The sequence below is a fragment of the Bacteroides eggerthii genome (assembly GCF_025146565.1).
GTDB lineage: Bacteria > Bacteroidota > Bacteroidia > Bacteroidales > Bacteroidaceae > Bacteroides > Bacteroides eggerthii.
The window spans coordinates 2,773,739-2,791,459 of the sequence record NZ_CP102258.1 but is presented as its reverse complement, the minus strand read 5'-3'; the positions used below and the strand labels follow the sequence as shown (position 1 = coordinate 2,791,459).

General features: G+C 45.3%; 16 protein-coding genes. 9 read left to right on the top strand and 7 right to left on the bottom strand.

The window, feature by feature from the left end; genetic code table 11:
* The first annotated feature begins 38 nt into the window (after positions 1-38).
* The 3 genes from NQ546_RS11510 (at position 39) to NQ546_RS11500 (ending at position 2,272) form a co-directional block, all read left to right on the top strand.
* A complete protein-coding gene (locus NQ546_RS11510) occupies positions 39-1,517 on the top strand; it encodes a tagaturonate reductase (RefSeq protein WP_004290978.1) in 1,479 nt (492 codons plus the stop codon).
* A 162-nt stretch (positions 1,518-1,679) separates the two neighbouring features.
* Entirely contained in the window at positions 1,680-2,114 is a 435-nt protein-coding gene (locus NQ546_RS11505) for a DUF6078 family protein (protein ID WP_004295053.1), read from the top strand.
* Positions 2,108-2,272, top strand: a complete 165-nt coding sequence (locus NQ546_RS11500) for a hypothetical protein (RefSeq protein WP_004290980.1) — start codon at positions 2,108-2,110, stop codon at positions 2,270-2,272. The genes NQ546_RS11505 and NQ546_RS11500 overlap by 7 nt, the downstream gene beginning before the upstream one ends.
* Before the next feature lie 99 nt (positions 2,273-2,371).
* Here the strand turns inward: NQ546_RS11500 and NQ546_RS11495 are convergent, their stop codons facing one another.
* Complete coding sequence (locus NQ546_RS11495) at positions 2,372-2,893, bottom strand: FHA domain-containing protein (protein ID WP_004290981.1); 522 nt, start codon at positions 2,891-2,893, stop codon at positions 2,372-2,374.
* 48 nt (positions 2,894-2,941) lie between these two features.
* Positions 2,942-4,036 carry an HU domain-containing protein gene (locus NQ546_RS11490; protein WP_004290982.1) on the bottom strand — a complete coding sequence of 365 codons (1,095 nt, stop codon included), beginning with the start codon at positions 4,034-4,036 and terminating at the stop codon, positions 2,942-2,944.
* Positions 4,037-4,279: 243 nt separating this feature from the next.
* Between NQ546_RS11490 and NQ546_RS11485 the strand changes: the two genes are divergently transcribed.
* Genes NQ546_RS11485 through NQ546_RS11470 form a run of 4 tightly spaced genes read left to right on the top strand, consistent with a single transcriptional unit; the run spans position 4,280 to position 8,388 of the window.
* Positions 4,280-5,713 carry a capsule assembly Wzi family protein gene (locus NQ546_RS11485; RefSeq protein ID WP_039953278.1) on the top strand — a complete coding sequence of 478 codons (1,434 nt, stop codon included), beginning with the start codon at positions 4,280-4,282 and terminating at the stop codon, positions 5,711-5,713.
* 4 nt (positions 5,714-5,717) lie between these two features.
* Positions 5,718-6,266 (top strand): dTDP-4-dehydrorhamnose 3,5-epimerase, encoded by a 549-nt coding sequence (gene rfbC, locus NQ546_RS11480; protein ID WP_004290984.1) that lies wholly within the window; start codon positions 5,718-5,720, stop codon positions 6,264-6,266.
* Between the two features lie 3 nt (positions 6,267-6,269).
* Positions 6,270-7,583: a UDP-glucose dehydrogenase family protein gene (locus NQ546_RS11475; protein WP_004290985.1), complete on the top strand. Its 1,314-nt coding sequence runs from the start codon at positions 6,270-6,272 to the stop codon at positions 7,581-7,583.
* Positions 7,584-7,593: 10 nt separating this feature from the next.
* On the top strand, positions 7,594-8,388 hold the full coding sequence (locus NQ546_RS11470; protein ID WP_004290986.1) for a DUF4738 domain-containing protein: 795 nt from the start codon (positions 7,594-7,596) through the stop codon (positions 8,386-8,388).
* Between the two features lie 12 nt (positions 8,389-8,400).
* On the opposite strand, the gene NQ546_RS11465 is transcribed toward NQ546_RS11470, so the two are convergent.
* Both NQ546_RS11465 and serB read right to left on the bottom strand, forming a co-directional pair.
* Positions 8,401-9,687, bottom strand: a complete 1,287-nt coding sequence (locus NQ546_RS11465) for a DEAD/DEAH box helicase (RefSeq protein ID WP_004290987.1) — start codon at positions 9,685-9,687, stop codon at positions 8,401-8,403.
* 130 nt (positions 9,688-9,817) lie between these two features.
* Entirely contained in the window at positions 9,818-11,047 is a 1,230-nt protein-coding gene (gene serB / locus NQ546_RS11460; protein WP_004290988.1) for a phosphoserine phosphatase SerB, read from the bottom strand.
* Positions 11,048-11,323: 276 nt separating this feature from the next.
* Here serB and NQ546_RS11455 point away from each other — a divergent pair, with 276 nt between their 5' ends.
* Complete coding sequence (locus NQ546_RS11455; protein ID WP_004290989.1) at positions 11,324-11,827, top strand: thioredoxin-like domain-containing protein; 504 nt, start codon at positions 11,324-11,326, stop codon at positions 11,825-11,827.
* A 224-nt stretch (positions 11,828-12,051) separates the two neighbouring features.
* On the opposite strand, the gene NQ546_RS11450 is transcribed toward NQ546_RS11455, so the two are convergent.
* From NQ546_RS11450 to lon, 3 genes are read right to left on the bottom strand one after another with little or no spacing between them, the layout of a single operon-like run.
* Positions 12,052-13,194 carry an LptF/LptG family permease gene (locus tag NQ546_RS11450; protein ID WP_004290991.1) on the bottom strand — a complete coding sequence of 381 codons (1,143 nt, stop codon included), beginning with the start codon at positions 13,192-13,194 and terminating at the stop codon, positions 12,052-12,054.
* Entirely contained in the window at positions 13,191-14,321 is a 1,131-nt protein-coding gene (gene tgt / locus NQ546_RS11445; protein ID WP_004290992.1) for a tRNA guanosine(34) transglycosylase Tgt, read from the bottom strand. Before tgt ends, NQ546_RS11450 begins: the two co-directional genes overlap by 4 nt.
* Positions 14,318-16,798, bottom strand: a complete 2,481-nt coding sequence (lon, locus tag NQ546_RS11440) for an endopeptidase La (RefSeq protein WP_004290993.1) — start codon at positions 16,796-16,798, stop codon at positions 14,318-14,320. The genes tgt and lon overlap by 4 nt, the downstream gene beginning before the upstream one ends.
* Before the next feature lie 170 nt (positions 16,799-16,968).
* Between lon and NQ546_RS11435 the strand changes: the two genes are divergently transcribed.
* Positions 16,969-17,679 carry a tRNA1(Val) (adenine(37)-N6)-methyltransferase gene (locus tag NQ546_RS11435; protein WP_004290994.1) on the top strand — a complete coding sequence of 237 codons (711 nt, stop codon included), beginning with the start codon at positions 16,969-16,971 and terminating at the stop codon, positions 17,677-17,679.
* The last annotated feature ends 42 nt before the right edge of the window (positions 17,680-17,721 follow it).

Genomic DNA, 17,721 nt, shown 5'->3' with positions numbered 1-17,721 from the left:
ATTGGAATCCATAATTTATAATTAAAATTATTTTTAAGATGAAAGCATTAAACAAACAGACGGCTCCCAAATCCGTTGCTCCCGAACGAATCATCCAATTCGGCGAGGGTAATTTCCTTCGCGCATTTGTAGATTGGATTGTTTACAACATGAATCAAAAGACCGACTTCAACAGTAGCGTCGTGGTGGTTCAGCCCATAGAAAGAGGTATGGCAGAATGGCTGAACGGTCAGGATTGTCTTTACCATGTCAATCTGCAAGGCCGTTTAAACGGGGAGGCCGTCAATAGCCTGACCCGCATCGACTGTATCAGCCGCGCTTTGAATCCATATTCACAGAATGCTGCATTCATGGCGCTTGCCGACCAGCCCGAAATACGTTTCGTCATCTCCAACACAACGGAAGCCGGCATTGCTTTCGACCCGAACTGCAAGTTCAGCGATGCTCCCGCATCTTCCTATCCGGGCAAGCTGACCCAATTGCTGTATCGTCGTTTCAAAACCTTCAAAGGCGACAAGAGCAAAGGTCTCATCATCATGCCTTGCGAACTGATCTTCCTGAACGGACATCATCTGAAAGAATGTATCTACCAATACATCGAATTGTGGAAAGAGGATTTCGGTGCAGATTATGAGAAGTTCAAGACCTGGTTCACGAAGTACTGCTACGTGTGCGCTACTTTGGTGGACCGCATCGTTCCGGGCTTCCCGCGTAAAGAAATTGCACAGATTCAGAAAAAAATCTGTTATGCCGACAACCTGGTTGTGCAAGCCGAAATCTTCCATTTGTGGGTTATCGAAGCTGCCGAGAACCTCTCTCTCCGCCAGCTGGCAGAGGAGTTCCCTGCAAACAAAGCCGGATTGAACGTGCTCTTCGTGAAGTCCGAAGCTCCTTACCATGAAAGAAAGGTTACCTTGCTGAACGGTCCTCACACCGTACTTTCTCCGGTGGCCTATCTCAGCGGCGTAAACATTGTGCGTGATGCCTGCAATCATCCGGTCATCGGCAAGTATGTCCGCAAAGTGCAGTTCGATGAACTGATGCAGACGCTGAACCTGCCTATCGACGAGTTGAAGAAATTCGCTGCTGACGTACTGGAGCGTTTCGACAATCCCTATGTAGAGCATCAGGTGACCAGCATCATGCTGAACTCTTTCCCGAAATATCAAACTCGCGACCTGCCGGGCCTGAAAACCTACTTGGAACGCAAAGGCGAACTTCCGAAGGGATTGGTGCTGGGTCTTGCCGCTATCATCACATACTACAAAGGCGGCGTGCGTGCCGACGGTGCGGAAATCATTCCGAACGATGCTCCCGAAATCATGCAACTGCTGAAAGACCTGTGGGCAACAGGCGACACTCGCAAGGTTGCAGAAGGCGTATTGGCTGCCAAAGACCTTATCTGGGGTGAGCATGGCGACCTGAATACCATTCCGGGATTGACGGATATGGTTACCGATTTCCTGAACTCTATTCAGGCAAAAGGTATGCTGGAAACAGTGAAAGGTATTCTCTAAACAAGAATCCGCATTATAACGGGAACAGGGCAAGGCTTCGGCTTTGCCCTGTTCTTTTTTATACACCCGCCCCGCCAATATAATGACCGCTATATGATGTCAACCGGATTTTTTCACGTACCTTTACAGGATAAAACATATTCACTAAAATTCGAACAACGAATGGAAAATAACTCCGAACTAAACAACCGGGCAGCCCAATACACATTGTGCTTCAACGCCCAATGTTCCAAAGCCGAAAGCTGCCTCCGGCATAGTATGACACAATACAACACAGCGCAAAACGCCCGATTATCCGTCATCAATCCCCTTTGTTATCCCGCTGCAGGAAAGGAGTGCCCTCATTTCCGCACAAACAAAAAGGTACGGGTGGCATGGGGCTTCAAAACCCTTTACGACAATATGCCTGCACGCATTTCTCATGCCATCCACCTCAATTTGGAAGCTATCTTCAGACATTCTCCCTATTACCGGTATCGCAATCAGAAGCTGGGACTCACTCCGAAACAACAGGAATGTATCCGCCAAGTATGCAAAAAGCATGGTTGGAATGAGGAGATTGTATTCGATCGGTATACCGAAGAGTACGAGTGGTAAACGTTTCGGCAGGAACCCCGGCAAAGGTTTCAACAGAAATCAGCCAGGGGGAGTTTGACGGCCAACGGTTGGTACAGGAAATTCCACCCGTTGGTACGGTCTATACCTTACTATGGTACACGTCGTACCATGGTGAGGTACAGACAATACCAAGCTGAGGTACAAGCCGTACCAAACAAGGAAACTTTCCGGTACACGTATGTATCTGACAAATAGTGAAGTGCGCGATGTAAATATGCAAATGAATTTTCCCTCTGCTACTCTGCCGCCCGAAGGATGAACGTGGTAGCGCCGATAGTCACAATCGCTCCGTCTTCAATGCGGACGCGATCCTTATCGCCTAAAATTTCATTGTTAAGGAAAGTGCCCGTCAGGCTCGGAGCGTCACGCAGCGTATAAACAAGTTTTCCCTGCTTGTTGCGTTTCACGTTGATGACGCAGTGGTTGCGGTCCATACTCATGTCCGAGGTCTCTATCGGAACGTTGATAACGGTTCCCACACACCGGCGCCCAATCTTATTATCTCCCTCCTGCAACGGCAGTACCTGCTTGAACCCGAAAACATTCTCGATCACCGTAATGCTTCCGAAAGCTTCTTTGTATTCTGTTTCATCCAAGCACTCCTCTTTCTGCGGTACTTTCATCTTTGTCTTACCCAAGCGGATGCTGAATTGTTTCTTGCAGTTCTCGCAGACAAACACCAAAGACTGGCCTTCTGTGTATTTTGTTTCATCGAAAGTCAGATAGTTCTCACATTTGGGGCAACGGATACGTTTCATTGGATTGACGGGAATAATTTGGTAATTAATAATTCACTACGGAGAAAGTCATTTCTTCAGCACCCAAGCACTTTGGTATGTTTCATCCAGACGGATTTGATTTAAAGCGCGATATGCTTCTTTCTCTGTGGCACATGACTGGATGCTGACACGCATCTTGCCGTCGCCTATAATCGCTTTGGCGCCTGCATATCCTTTGGCAACTAACTGTTGCGCCATAGCGTTGGCATCTTTTTCGGTGCCTACACTGGCAACGATGATATGATAAGGCATATTTGTCGGTTGAGGGACAGAAACAGTGGGTGCCGTCTCCGTTTCAGGGCGGCTGGCAGGAACCGCAACAGGCTGCTGGCGGACTTTCACTTCTTTCACAGCAACAGGAGCCACAGTCTTTTTGTTTGCCGTCTGCGACAGATTGGCCTGAGAAGCTCTTGCTTTCTTGGCACGAGGTTGCTGACGGACAACAATCGGAGTGATGGCCAAAGACTGTTTCTCGATCTGTTCGAACAAGTCGCCGGGAAGCAACCGGGCATAGTTGGCTTCCACCACTTCGGTATTCTCTATGGGTGTAGAAAAGAAAAAGAACAGAGCCACAATGGCTATCATAGCGGCCGCATTAGTCAGATAAGAGGGGTTGATGCCAATCCTATACGCACGTTTCTTCTCTTTCCGCACAGCAGGTGTGAAAGGAACAGCCTTGTTGTCATAAGGCTTGCGCAAGACTGTCAGTTCCTGCATCTCAAAACAGTCCAGTCCATACAGATGTGGAGTGGTAATCTTATTGTTGTAAGGAACGAAGTCGTAAGTATCATGAATGGAATAACGCAATTCACCCACATTGGGCAAATCCGCCTTCCCGTCTTCATGGAGAAGGGACAATAATTCTTTTACCGTTTTGTCCACAATCTTAGTGGCATCGGAAAAGTCAGTGCCATATACAGCCATATAAGATTGCACCAGCAGCCCATCGTTCATCTTCAACTGCGGATTGAAACCGATGGTACGGGTAGGGGGCAAAAACGTATTCTCTTCCGCCACTCTCATTGCCGGAGCGTAGTGGGCGACAAATCCGCCCAAACCCGGAACAATGACACAATCATTCTCCAATAACAATACTTCTATATACTGTGCTAATTCAATCATGCTACAAAAGTAGCGGTTTTATCGGAGATACGCCACTTTCGAGGTGTTTTTCTTATTAACAACTTATAAACACGCCGGACTTTGGAAACTCCTTTATTGTCCATGACTGATATATTAGTTTTTTTTCTTACTTTTGCAGCGTTTTACACGTCTCTTTTAATCAAGACTATAAACTATATTATATTATTTGAAATGAACACAGATTACTGTCAGCACTTAACCAGATATAGACTATCCGACATCATGCGTATCCCTATCTGTTTATTGGCTTTCATTTTTACAGGAAATGGTATAGCAACCGCGCAGGTTTCCCCTTTTGTAGAATACGGAGCTACCGTACATACGGGAGACAACACCCCCTTGTGGCAAGTGAGCAACCAGCAGGGGTTGGGATCTATTTATGACAATACATATGTGCGGGGCGGGGTAGGCTACAAGCACAAACTGGGCAAGTGGAAGTTTGAAGAAAAGCTGGACATGGTAGCGGCTGCCGGAATGAACTTCAAGGGCGACAAGGATATCTTTATCCAGCAAGCATACATAGATGTACGTTATAAATGGCTGGGGCTGTTTGCCGGAAGCCGCGAGAAGGGCGCTCCATTGTTGAACAATGCCCTAAGCAGCGGCGATATGACATGGTCGGGCAATGCGAGACCCATTCCCCAAATAATGGTAGGTATCCCCGAATACCTTTACATACTTCCGCGCCTTGCCATAAAAGGTGAGATTTCTTATGGCTGGTTCACCGACAACAAATATCAGGAACGCAAAGTGGGAGCGGGCTATTGGTATACAAAAGACATTAAGTACCACCACAAAGAAGGATTTATCCGGGTGGGAGTGCCCAACGGGAAATGGCAGTTTGACATCGGCATGACACTTGACACGCAATTCGGCGGACACACGATCGGCGCCGACGGCAGCACAACGGATTTAGGCAATACACTGAAAGATTATTTCAGAGTATTTATCCCCGGTGCCGGAGGTGAGGACAAACCCATGAACGACAGCCAATTCTATCAAGGCAACTTCCTGGGAAGCGAACAAATCAGACTGACTCACCGCGCGGACAAATTCTCAATCAGCGCATATCTGTGCAATCACTTTGACGACTTCTCTGCCATGGGCAAACAAAACGGTTGGGACGGTTTATGGGGACTCGAAATGAGTTTCAACAACTTCAATCCTATCAACGCCGTTGTCCTTGAGTTTTTACAGACAACCAACATGAGCGGTCCGCTGCATGGCTTGCACGAACCGGAGGAAGGACCTGTACACAAGACCGGAGGTTCCGACAACTATTACAACAACGGCCTTTATCCCGGCTGGGCGCATTGGGGCATGATGATAGCCAACCCGTTGATTGCTTCGCCCATTTACAATGAGGACGGCAACATGACTTTCAAATACAACCGCGTAAAAGCGCTGCACGTCGGTTGGGGCGGACAGATAAGTCCGGAGTGGAGCTATATCGCCAAAATGAGCCACAACAGGACATGGGGAACTCCCGGCGCTCCTACACTGGACATTTTGGAGAACTTTTCAGCATACGCTTCGTTCTCTTATTCTCCCGAAAGATGGAAAGGGTGGAACTTCAATGCATCTCTCGCACTGGACATGGGAGAGATCTACGGAGATAATTTCGGTTTTCAATTAAAGATACATAAATCATTCTAAAGCAATGAACTACATACAAACAGAAATTGAGGGCGTATGGATCATCGAACCGAAAGTGTTCAATGACGCACGCGGCTACTTCATGGAAGCATTTAAAGAAGGAGAATTTCGTGCCAACATCGGTAATGTGCATTTTGTGCAGGACAACGAATCGAAATCGTCTTTCGGCGTACTGCGCGGACTGCATTACCAAAAAGGCGAATATAGCCAGGCTAAATTAGTACGTGTCATAAAAGGTAAGGTGCTGGACGTTGCAGTCGACTTGCGCCAGTCTTCCCCTACATTCGGCAAGTACGTCAGCGTAGAGTTGAGCGAAGAGAACAAACGGCAGTTCTTCATCCCCCGCGGCTTTGCCCATGGTTTTTTGGTTTTGAGCGAAGAAGCAATCTTCACTTATAAAGTGGATAACGGCTATGCCCCTGAGGCAGAAGCATCCATCCGCTTCAATGACGAGACTGTAGGCATTGACTGGCCGGTTGCGGAGTCACAACTCTTATTGTCGGAAAAAGACGGACATGCCGTATCATTCAAAGATGCGGAATATTTTGAATAGGATATGAAAATAGCCATCGTCGGTACAGGATATGTCGGTTTGGTAACCGGTACTTGTTTTGCGGAAATCGGTGTCAACGTCATCTGCGTTGATACAAACAGTGAAAAGATAGAAGCACTGAACCAGGGGGTTATTCCAATCTATGAGAACGGATTGGAAGATATGGTGCACCGGAATACAAAGGCGGGACGTTTGCAATTCACCACTTCTTTGGAAAGTTGTCTGGACGAAGCGGACGTCATATTCAGCGCTGTGGGAACTCCACCCGATGAAGACGGCAGTGCAGATCTGAGTTATGTGCTCGAAGTGGCACGTACCATCGGGCGCAACATGAAGAAATACGTTCTGGTAGTAACCAAGAGCACCGTTCCGGTGGGTACTGCCAAGAAAGTGCGCACAGCAATTCAGGAAGAACTGGACAAGCGGGGAATACAGATAGAATTCGATGTTGCCTCCAACCCTGAGTTCCTGAAAGAAGGGAATGCCGTAGCAGACTTCATGAGCCCCGACCGAGTTGTGGTGGGTGTGGAATCCGAACGTGCAAAGGAACTGATGAGCAAGCTCTACAAACCATTCTTGCTGAACAATTTCCGCGTCATTTTCATGGATATTCCTTCCGCCGAAATGACAAAGTATGCCGCCAATTCCATGCTTGCCACCCGCATCAGCTTCATGAACGACATAGCCAACCTGTGCGAACTGGTGGGAGCCGATGTCAATATGGTGCGTAGCGGCATAGGCTCCGATACCCGCATCGGCCGCAAATTCCTCTATCCCGGAATCGGATATGGCGGCTCATGCTTTCCAAAGGACGTAAAGGCGCTGATTAAGACTGCGGAACAGAACGGTTATCAGATGCGTGTGCTTCAGGCGGTGGAAGAAGTCAATGAACAACAGAAAAGCATCTTGTTCGAAAAGCTACAACGGCACTTCTGCAGTGATTTACACAACAAGACAATAGCCTTGTGGGGACTGGCTTTCAAACCGGAAACGGACGACATGCGTGAGGCTCCTTCTCTAATTCTGATAAACAAGCTGCTGAACATCGGCTGTAAAGTGCGCGTATACGACCCTGCCGCCATGAAGGAATGTCGCCGTAGGATAGGTGACAGTGTCTACTATGCCACCGACATGTACGATGCCGCACTTGATGCGGATGCTTTGATGCTGGTGACGGAATGGAAAGAATTCCGCTTGCCGTCATGGGCAGTTATCAAAAAGGCTATGAGAACTCCGGTTCTGCTGGACGGCCGTAACATCTATGAAAAGAAAGAAATAGAAGAACTTGGATTTACCTACCACTGCATAGGTAAATAAAAGGAAGGAGATGAAAATGAAAAGACTCATAATTGAGTTATGTTGCGCCATAGCGTTGGTGGCATGTGGTAATAGCCAAGAATCAAAAGCCGGTGAAGAAGACCTCAGGGCCAAGTCTCTGCTCCAGGGCATCTGGATAGAAGATGAAACGGAATTGCCTTTAATGCGCATAGAAGGAGATACCATATATTATACCGACCCTCAAAATATCCCCGTATCATTCAAGATTATACGAGATACAATGTATGTGTACGGCAACAATACCGCAGCTTACAAGATTGACAGGCAGACGGAATACAGTTTCTGGTTCCATTCTCTGGCGGATGAAATTGTAAAGTTACACAAGTCGGAAAACCCCGAAGACATACTTGCCTTTGAGAATAAGGAAGTGGAGGTGATCCCCATTACGGAAGTTATGAAGAAGGATAGCGTAGTGATGTATAAAGGCATACGCTACCGGGGGTATGTCTATATCAACCCCTCAAAGATGAAAGTTATCCGCACGTCCTATTCGGAAGATGGAATCAGTGTGGACAACGTCTATTATGACAACGTTATACATATCTGCGTATATGAGGGCAGGCAAATGTTGTACGGCAAAGACATCACCAAGAAAATGTTTGCCGGTATCTTCCCAACAGAGACTCTGAACCAAATGATCCTTGCCGATATGAATTTTATGGGAGTGAACAATAAAGGCTACCAATATCAGGCAACTCTATGCGTACCGGAAAGTTCCGTATACAGTTTGGCAAATATAACAATCGGATTTGATAATCAGATGAGCATAAAAAAAGCGGAATAAATTCCGCTTTAACTATTCTTGTTTCTTTGTTCCGGAGGATGGCCTGCCTTCTCTTCGTCTGCTATTATTCCGGTTACCGCCTTTACCGCTTCCGGCATTACGGCGTCCGCCGCCTTTGTAGCTGCGTTTACGCCCGTCGTTAGAGCGCGGCTTGTACTCTGGAGCTTCACCCAACTCTTCCGGTACGGGTATTTTATAGATTTCTTTTTCAAGGAAGTTCTCTATGCCCTTGAAATTAGTCTGCTCTTTTTCGTTGACAAAGGTAAGGGCGACACCGTCATTATTGGCACGTGCCGTACGCCCGATGCGGTGCACGTAATCTTCACTGTCATGCGGCACATCATAATTGATTACCAAACGAATATCATCTATATCAATGCCACGCGCCACAATATCGGTAGCTACCAGGATATTGATTCGTCCCGCCTTAAACTCGTACATCACTTCTTCACGCTGTGCCTGCTCAAGATCCGAATGCATCTCTCCAACATTCAGCTTCATCTGCTTCAATGCCTTGGTCACCTCTTTCACCTTCAACTTGGAGGATGCGAAGATGATGACACGCTCGGGAGTCTGCTCGGCAAAAAGACTGCGGATAATACCCAACTTCTGATTTTCATAGCAGACATAAGCAGCTTGCACTATCTTTTCAGCAGGTTTGGAAACCGCAAGCTTCACTTCTGCCGGATTGTTTAGAATACTCTTAGCCAACTGCTGTATTTTGGCAGGCATTGTGGCCGAGAACATAATGGTCTGACGCTCTTTAGGCAAGAATTTCACAATCTGCATAATGTCATCATAGAACCCCATATCCAACATACGGTCTGCTTCGTCCAAAATGAAGTAGGAGACGCGGGACAGATCCACATATCCCAAACTAAGATGCGCTATCAAACGCCCGGGAGTGGCTATTACAACGTCTGCACCCAAAGTCAATCCTCTCTTTTGCTGCTCGAAAAGCACTCCGTCGTTACCACCATACACTGCCACACTGCTAACCGGCATGAAATAGGAGAAACCCTCCATCTGCTGGTCTATCTGTTGCGCCAGTTCCCTCGTGGGAGCCATTACTATGCAGTTGATGGAATCTTCGGGATGCCCGCCCTCTGAAAGTTTGTTCAGCACCGGCAGCAGGTACGCCGCAGTTTTTCCGGTTCCGGTTTGTGCAACAGCTATCAAATCCCGGCCTTCGAGTATTACAGGTATTGATTGTTCTTGTATGGGGGTGCACTCGTCAAAACGCATCGCATCCAGTGCTTCAAGCACATTGTCATTTAATTTTAGTTCAGAAAACTTCATGAATTTCTTTTATTTGCCGACAAAGATAATGCAAACCGAAAGCAGAACAAAATAAGCTCGCTTAAAAAATAAGCTCCTATGATAATTAATTACCGCAGGAGCTTATGAACTTATTGTAAGAACTTATATTTTATCGAGGGATATCTATATAAGAATCTTTGAATCCCAGGAAGTAAAGCACTCCGTCCAAACCGATAGTGTTAATGGATTGCTTGGCATTTGCAACGACTTTAGGTTTGGCATGAAAAGCAATACCCAATCCGGCTATGCCCAGCATTGGCAAATCATTGGCTCCGTCGCCCACTGCAATGGTCTGAGCTATATCCACTTTCTCAACTTGAGCAATCAGGCGCAGCAGCTCCGCTTTGCGCTTACCGTCAACCACATCGCCAAGATAACGTCCGGTCAGTTTTCCATTCTCTATTTCCAATTCATTGGCATAAACGTAATCGATGCCGTATTTCTGCTGGAGATAGTGTCCGAAATAAGTGAAACCGCCTGAGAGAATGGCAATCTTATAACCATATTTCTTCAAAACATACATCAAGCGATCGACTCCTTCCGTAATGGGCAACTTTTCGGCAATCTCCTGCATGACAGACTCATCCAACCCTTTCAACAATGCCACCCGTTCGCGGAAGCTTTCCGTAAAGTCTATTTCCCCCCGCATGGCGCGTTCCGTAATGGCCTTCACCTGTTCACCGACCCCTGCACGCAGTGCCAGTTCGTCGATAACCTCGGTCTCTATCAGCGTAGAATCCATATCAAAACAAATCAGACGGCGCATGCGGCGGTACATATTATCCAACTGGAAAGAAAAGTCCATTTCCAGTTCGCTCGCCAAACGCATCAGTTCTTCTTGCATGGCAATACGGTCTTTGGGAGTACCCCGCACCGAGAACTCAATGCAAGCACGCGTCTTTGTATCACATTCGTCCAGCGGGATACGCCCCGTAAGTCGCTTAATGGCATCGATGTTCATTCCTTGTTCCGCCAAAATACGGGTAACTGCAGAAATCTGACGAGCAGACAACTTGCGTCCAAGCAAGGTGAGAATGTAACGGTTCTTGCCCTGCATGCCCACCCAATTTTCATATTCTTTCGCTGTAATAGGGTAGAAGCGGATAGTAACACCTAAGGAGGATGCCTTGAAAAGCAGCTCCTTCATTATAAAACCGGAATGTTGTTCCTCTGTTTTGCATAGAATACCCAGCGACAAGGTGTTATGGATGTCAGCCTGTCCGATGTCGAGGATAGTCGCATCATACTTGGCAAGAATTTCGGTAACCGAAGCTGTCAGTCCCGGACGGTCTTCACCTGTTACGCGGATAAGAATAAGTTCTGTACTTAATGGTTGCATAAGTTGTCTATTAATAGGATAACAAGCCACAAAAGTAAGGAAAATTCTTGCCTTTTATGCTAAATAACATAAAAAAGTACGCCAAAAAAGTGAGAAATTTGTTTGTTTATTTGGAAGTTACTTTAAGAATTACTTACCTTTGCATCCGATTTCAGAATTAAAGGCTTTGAGTATCAATGAATTCCTCTCATTGCAAAGCCTGAGAAGATGACGTTCCGGGAAGAAATCACTGCCAAAAAGGACAGTCCCGGATAGTATTAACCAAAATCGTGTTACATGAAATATGTAAAATGGATTTTTGTTGTATTACTAATTGGTTCCTTGACTTCTTTTGTAGAAAAAGACAAACCGACCGGCGGTTTGAATGTGGGTGACATAGCCCCGGACTTTAAAATCCAATCTATGTCTGCCGGGCAACCGTTAGCAGAACTTTCAGACATGAAAGGAAAATACGTGTTGCTTAGCTTTTGGGCAAGTTATGACGCGCACTCCCGGATGCAAAACGCAAGTTTGAGCAATGTGCTTCGTTCCGCTTCCCGCAATGATAATGTGGAAATGGTTTCCGTCTCATTCGATGAGTATCAGTCTATTTTTAAGGAAACTGTTCGTAAGGACCAAATAGTTACGCCCACTTGTTTCGTGGAAACTAAAGGCGAGTTCTCCGGTTTATTTAAGAAATATCGTTTAGGCCGAGGATTTACTAACTATTTATTAGATGAAAATGGTGTGATTATTGCCAAAAACATCTCTGCTGCAGAGCTTTCAGCTTACTTGAATTAAACAACTCCGACACACACTGTGATAGAGTGTCTAAAGAACCTGTAAGAAGAAAGTGGGGGCTTCCGACAACAAGCTCTTTGCTTGTAGGAAAGAAGAACAAAACAAAAGAGGAAATGAATACAACAAAAAAGCCGTCCCGCACTTGTGGAAACACAAGAACGGGACGGCTTCTTATTTTTTAGAGTTTTCCGGTTTGTTTCGGCAGCGTCCTTGAACAGTTTTACTTATTTCGGCGCTTTCTTATACAGATAGAATGCAATGAAAGCATAAAGCAAATTCGGTATCCACACTGCGATGAAAGGAGGTACATTGCCATTCACTGCAAACGTAGAAGCAATCGTTTGGAACAAAATGTACGAGAAACTTAATCCCAAACCTATACCTAAATGCAATCCCATACCGCCTTTCGTCTTTTTCGAAGAAAGCGACACGCCAATCAGCGTCAGAATAAACGAAGCGAAAGACATGGCAATACGTTTATGATATTCAATCTCAAACTCTTTGATATTGGCAAAGCCACGCTGCCGCTGCCTGTTTATGTATTCGCTCAACTGAGGACTGGTTAGCATCTCCTGCTGGTTCTTCATGATAAGGAAGTCGGCAGGCTCCATGAAAAGGATAGTGTCCATTTTTTCTCCTTTGACAATACTCTCACGCATGCCGTCCATCTCACGAATCATATAGTCCTTCACCGTCCATTTATGTACGGTCGCCGTATCATAGGTTATACTACGTGCAGTAAGGTGCGACACCAACTGTTTATCTTTGAATTTATCCAGCGAAAAACGATAGCCCGTCTTGCTATAATCTTCAAAACGCTCAATATAGGCAATTACTCCCGAATCAACTTCCAATTGAATATTACGAGCTGTGGTAGATTTACGGGGTTTATAGTATTTATCCTCAAAATTAAGACGCGTCACACTACCTTTGGGAATGACATACGAACCGAGACAGAACGTAGTCACCGCGATAATAGCTGCCGATACCATATAAGGACGCAACATGCGCTTAAAACTCATTCCCGTAGAGAACATTGCGATAATTTCCGAATTCTCCGCCAGCTTGGAAGTGAAAAAGATTACTGCGATAAAGACAAACAATGGGCTGAACAGATTGGCAAAGTAGGGAATAAAGTTCATATAGTAATCGAAAATAATGGCTTCCCATGGAGCTTCATGAGACATGAAACGGTCCATCTTCTCATTAAAGTCGAATACTACGGCGATAGAAATAATCAAGGCTATGGCAAACACATATGTCCCCAGGAACTTCTTGATGATGTACCAATCCAACCGCTTAAGGTATTTGTTTTTCCCGATAGGCAGTTTTATATCTTTCAGTATCTTCCAGTCAATCTTTCTCATAATCTTGTCGATACACGTTGTACCATCATCGGCTTCCATGTAGAGAAATCACCGGCAATAATATGTTTACGGGCTTCACCAACAAGCCAAAGGTAAAACGCCAGATTATGAATGGAAGCAATCTGCATGGCCAGCAACTCCTGTGCATGGAACAAATGGCGCAGATAGGCCTTGCTATATAATGTATCCACGTAAGATGCACCATCGGCCTCAATAGGAGAGAAGTCGGTCTCCCATTTCTTATTACGCATATTAATGATGCCGTCTTTAGTAAATAACATACCGTTACGTCCGTTGCGGGTAGGCATCACACAGTCGAACATGTCGACCCCGCGCTCAATGCCTTCAAGGATATTCACAGGCGTACCTACACCCATCAGATAACGGGGCTTTTCCTTCGGAAGTATTTCATTTACCAACTCTATCATTTCATACATCTTTTCCGTAGGCTCACCCACAGCCAAACCGCCGATTGCATTGCCTTCAGCTCCTTTAGAAGCTATGAATTCTGCCGAGCGCTTACGCAAATCCGGATAAACACAACCTTGCACGATAGGGAAGAGCGCCTGATGATAACCATACTTAGGGTCAGTCTCATTAAACCTCTTGATACAACGGTCCAGCCAGCGGTGTGTCATCTCCATGGATTTTTTAGCATAAGCATATTCTGCATCCCCCGGAGTACATTCGTCAAATGCCATCATTATATCTGCTCCGATAGTACGTTCAATGTCCATCACTTTTTCCGGAGTAAAGATATGCTTGCTTCCGTCGATATGCGAACGAAACTCTGCGCCTTCTTCACGCAGTTTTCGAATACCCGACAATGAAAAGACCTGAAAACCACCGCTATCGGTCAGCATCGGACGGTCGAAGCCATTGAACTTATGCAGTCCGCCGGCTTTTTCAATCACATCCAATCCCGGACGCAAATAAAGATGATAGGTGTTTCCCAATATAATTTGCGCCTTTATATCCTCTTTCAGCTCTGTCAAATGCACTCCTTTGACGGTTCCCAACGTACCTACCGGCATAAAGATAGGCGTTTCAATCTGCCCATGATCAGTCGTTATCAATCCTGCACGTGCATTTGTCTTGCTGTCTGTATACTGTAATTCAAATGTCATTCTTCTTTCTTTTCTATCTTTTCTTTTTTTACGGACAAGTCAATGGCATCAGCAACTTTTTCATCGGTCAGCGCAATGGCAAACACTTCTTTTATATCTTTTACATAGTGGAAAGTCAGTCCTTTCAAATAAAGTTCCTGTATCTCTTCAATATTCTTACGATTCTCATCGCTCAGGATGATTTCTTTGATACCGGCACGTTTGGCAGCCAAAATCTTTTCTTTGATACCACCGACAGGAAGCACCTTTCCGCGGAGTGTGATTTCGCCTGTCATCGCAAGATTGGCTTTCACCTTTCTTTGTGTAAGCGCAGATGCCAATGATGTGGCCATTGTTATACCTGCTGACGGACCGTCTTTTGGAATGGCTCCTTCAGGAACATGAATATGAATATTCCAGTTGTCAAAAATCTCTTCATCAAGATTTAGCAGCGAAGCATGCGCTTTGATGTACTCCAATGCCAGCATAGCCGACTCTTTCATGACATCGCCCAGATTTCCGGTCAACGTCAGACGACCACCCTTGCCACGGCTGAGACTCGTTTCAACAAAAAGAATCTCACCACCGACAGCTGTCCATGCCAACCCTGTAACCACACCGGCATATTCATTACCCTGATACTTGTCACGCGTATATTCCGGAGCGCCCAGGAATTCATATAAATCACCCGGCTTGATCTCTGTCTTTGCAAAATAACCGTCCGTAGCATATTGGCGGGCAGACTTGCGAAGGATCTTTCCAATCTTCTTTTCTAATTCACGCACTCCGCTTTCGCGAGTATAAGACTCGATAATCGCTTCCAATGTATTCTTAGGGAGCTTGATGTCGTTTTTCTTCATACCGTTCGCTTCCAGTTCTTTCGGAACCAAATGACGGCGGGCAATCTCAACTTTCTCTTCAGTGATATAACCGCTTACTTCAATCAGCTCCATGCGGTCAAGCAACGGTCCGGGAATCGTATTCAGATTATTGGCGGTAGCTATGAACATCACTTTTGACAAGTCATAGTCCACATCCAAAAAATTATCGTGAAACGTGGTGTTTTGTTCCGGATCAAGCACCTCAAGCAAGGCGGAAGAAGGATCTCCCTGACGATCGGAACTCACTTTGTCTATCTCATCCAATATGAAAACAGGATTGGAAGAACCTGCCTTAATCAAGCTCTTAATAATGCGGCCCGGCATCGCTCCAATGTAAGTCTTACGATGTCCGCGTATTTCGGCTTCATCGTGTACACCACCCAATGACATGCGGATGTACTTCCGCTTCAACGCAGCAGCAATGGAGCGTCCTAGTGAGGTTTTTCCCACTCCCGGAGGACCGTACAAACAGATGATAGGTGACTTCATGTCTCCCTTCAGCTTCAATACGGCAAGATGTTCCAAAATACGTTCTTTTACTTTTTCCAAGCCGTAGTGATCCTTGTTCAACGTTTTCTCGGCATTAGTCAGACTCAGATTATCCGTTGTATAAACACCCCATGGCAGACTCATCATGGTTTGCAGGTAGTTCAACTGTACGCTGTAATCAGGCGACTGCGTATGCATACGCTCCAGCTTATCCACTTCTTTCAGGAATGTGCTTTTTACTTCTTCATTCCATTTTATGGTTTCCGCTTTTTTCCGCATTTCCTCTATTTCCTGCTCTTGATTTCCACCGCCCAGCTCATCCTGAATAGTTTTAATCTGTTGTTGCAAGAAATATTCGCGTTGTTGCTGGTCAATATCCTCGCGGGCACGCATCTGAATAGATTCCTTGATTTCGGCAAGCTGAACCTCACGATTCAAAATCTCGAGTAGGCGATACGTACGGGCTCGTAATGCATCAATGCGAAGCAGCTCTATCTTTTCATCCTTCTTCAACGGAAGGTTAGTGCAAATAAAATCCACCAAAAACATCGGATTACTAATGTTCTTGATTGCAAATGCAGAATCCTGAGGAAACATATCCGAAGACTTGATATAGCGTACGGTTAAGTCCTTACAGGCTTCTACCAACGCCTGAAACTCTTTATCGTCCTTAGCAGGAATTTCCTCGTTTAGAGTATTGATACGTCCTTTCAAATATGGAGCCGTTTCTGTTATTTCCTTTAGCTCGATACGTTTGGAACCCTGCAAGATAACGGTAGTTGTCTGATCCGGCATTTCCAATACACGAACAATCTTGGCAACTGTGCCAATAGTGTGTAAATCATCATACAAAGGTGCTTCCGTATCAGCTACTTTCTGACACACCACAGCAATGTACGTTCCTTTCTTTTCCGCTTCACGCACTAATTTCAGGGAAGACTTTCTTCCCACAGATACCGGCATAAATACACCCGGAAACAAAACCATGTTCCGAAGGGGTAATACCGGCAGAATATCATCAACCTCAACATCCATCAACTGTTCTTCATTCCCCTCAAAATCAGCAATTACAGAAAAAGAGTTCTCATTTCTATCTTCGATATCACTAAAGTAATTTCTTTTCTTCATCTCATTCTTTTTAGTTTATGTCATATTGGCAGGCCAATAAGGCACCGCAAAGTTAGCTATTTCTTCTTATTAAATAGGCGTTCCTTTCTTTAAAAAGACAAAAACGATGCCAAAATTGCCGCTATTTTATTGGCTTTGATTATTTTTGAGCGCGATTAACAAAAACAAATATGTCAAACCCTTATTTCCAGTTCAAACAATTTACCGTCCGACACGACAAATGTGCCATGAAAGTAGGCACAGATGGAGTATTGTTAGGAGCGTGGGCTCCTGTACAAAACGCCAAATACATTCTTGATGTAGGAGCAGGAAGCGGACTAATATCCTTACAGCTGGCACAGCGGAATCCCTGGGCTTCCATTACTTCCATTGAGATAGACCCGGCTGCAGCTGCCCAAGCTAAAGAAAATATCCAGTCTTCTCCTTGGAGTGACCGAATGGAAGTTATATGCAGTGATTTCCGCGATTATCACGCCGAAAACAAATTCGATCTCATTGTTTCAAATCCTCCTTATTTTGTCGATGCCTTGAAATGTCCGGATAATCAGCGTTGTATGGCACGACATACAAATGAATTGAATTATGAATTACTCTTCGGACATTCCACTCATTTATTATCAGAACAGGGGATCATAAGTGTTATCATTCCCTCGGAAGTTGAAAAAACGGTTATTGATACAGCTTGGAAATACCAGCTTTATCCATATCGTTGCCTACACGTTTTCACCAAGCCCGGAAAACCTTATCGACGCGTATTGCTAGCTTTCAGCCGACAAGAAGTATCATGTACTGAAGATAGCCTTTATATAGAAGGAGAGAAACATGGAAAGTTCACTTCAGAATATATTTCACTGACCAAAGAATTTTATTTGAAGATGTAAATGCAAGCTCACTTTACTTCCTATTAGCTTTAATAATCATTG

Coding starts and splice junctions, on each gene's coding strand:
- NQ546_RS11495 (WP_004290981.1), bottom strand. CDS start 2,893: ATGAAACGTATCCGTTGCCCCAAATGTGAGAACTATCTGACTTTCGAT.
- lon (WP_004290993.1), bottom strand. CDS start 16,798: ATGAAGAAAAGAAATTACTTTAGTGATATCGAAGATAGAAATGAGAAC.
- rfbC (WP_004290984.1), top strand. CDS start 5,718: ATGAACTACATACAAACAGAAATTGAGGGCGTATGGATCATCGAACCG.
- NQ546_RS11470 (WP_004290986.1), top strand. CDS start 7,594: ATGAAAATGAAAAGACTCATAATTGAGTTATGTTGCGCCATAGCGTTG.
- NQ546_RS11475 (WP_004290985.1), top strand. CDS start 6,270: ATGAAAATAGCCATCGTCGGTACAGGATATGTCGGTTTGGTAACCGGT.
- NQ546_RS11465 (WP_004290987.1), bottom strand. CDS start 9,687: ATGAAGTTTTCTGAACTAAAATTAAATGACAATGTGCTTGAAGCACTG.
- NQ546_RS11450 (WP_004290991.1), bottom strand. CDS start 13,194: ATGAGAAAGATTGACTGGAAGATACTGAAAGATATAAAACTGCCTATC.
- NQ546_RS11435 (WP_004290994.1), top strand. CDS start 16,969: ATGTCAAACCCTTATTTCCAGTTCAAACAATTTACCGTCCGACACGAC.
- serB (WP_004290988.1), bottom strand. CDS start 11,047: ATGCAACCATTAAGTACAGAACTTATTCTTATCCGCGTAACAGGTGAA.
- NQ546_RS11485 (WP_039953278.1), top strand. CDS start 4,280: ATGCGTATCCCTATCTGTTTATTGGCTTTCATTTTTACAGGAAATGGT.
- NQ546_RS11490 (WP_004290982.1), bottom strand. CDS start 4,036: ATGATTGAATTAGCACAGTATATAGAAGTATTGTTATTGGAGAATGAT.
- NQ546_RS11455 (WP_004290989.1), top strand. CDS start 11,324: ATGAAATATGTAAAATGGATTTTTGTTGTATTACTAATTGGTTCCTTG.
- NQ546_RS11510 (WP_004290978.1), top strand. CDS start 39: ATGAAAGCATTAAACAAACAGACGGCTCCCAAATCCGTTGCTCCCGAA.
- NQ546_RS11505 (WP_004295053.1), top strand. CDS start 1,680: ATGGAAAATAACTCCGAACTAAACAACCGGGCAGCCCAATACACATTG.
- tgt (WP_004290992.1), bottom strand. CDS start 14,321: ATGACATTTGAATTACAGTATACAGACAGCAAGACAAATGCACGTGCA.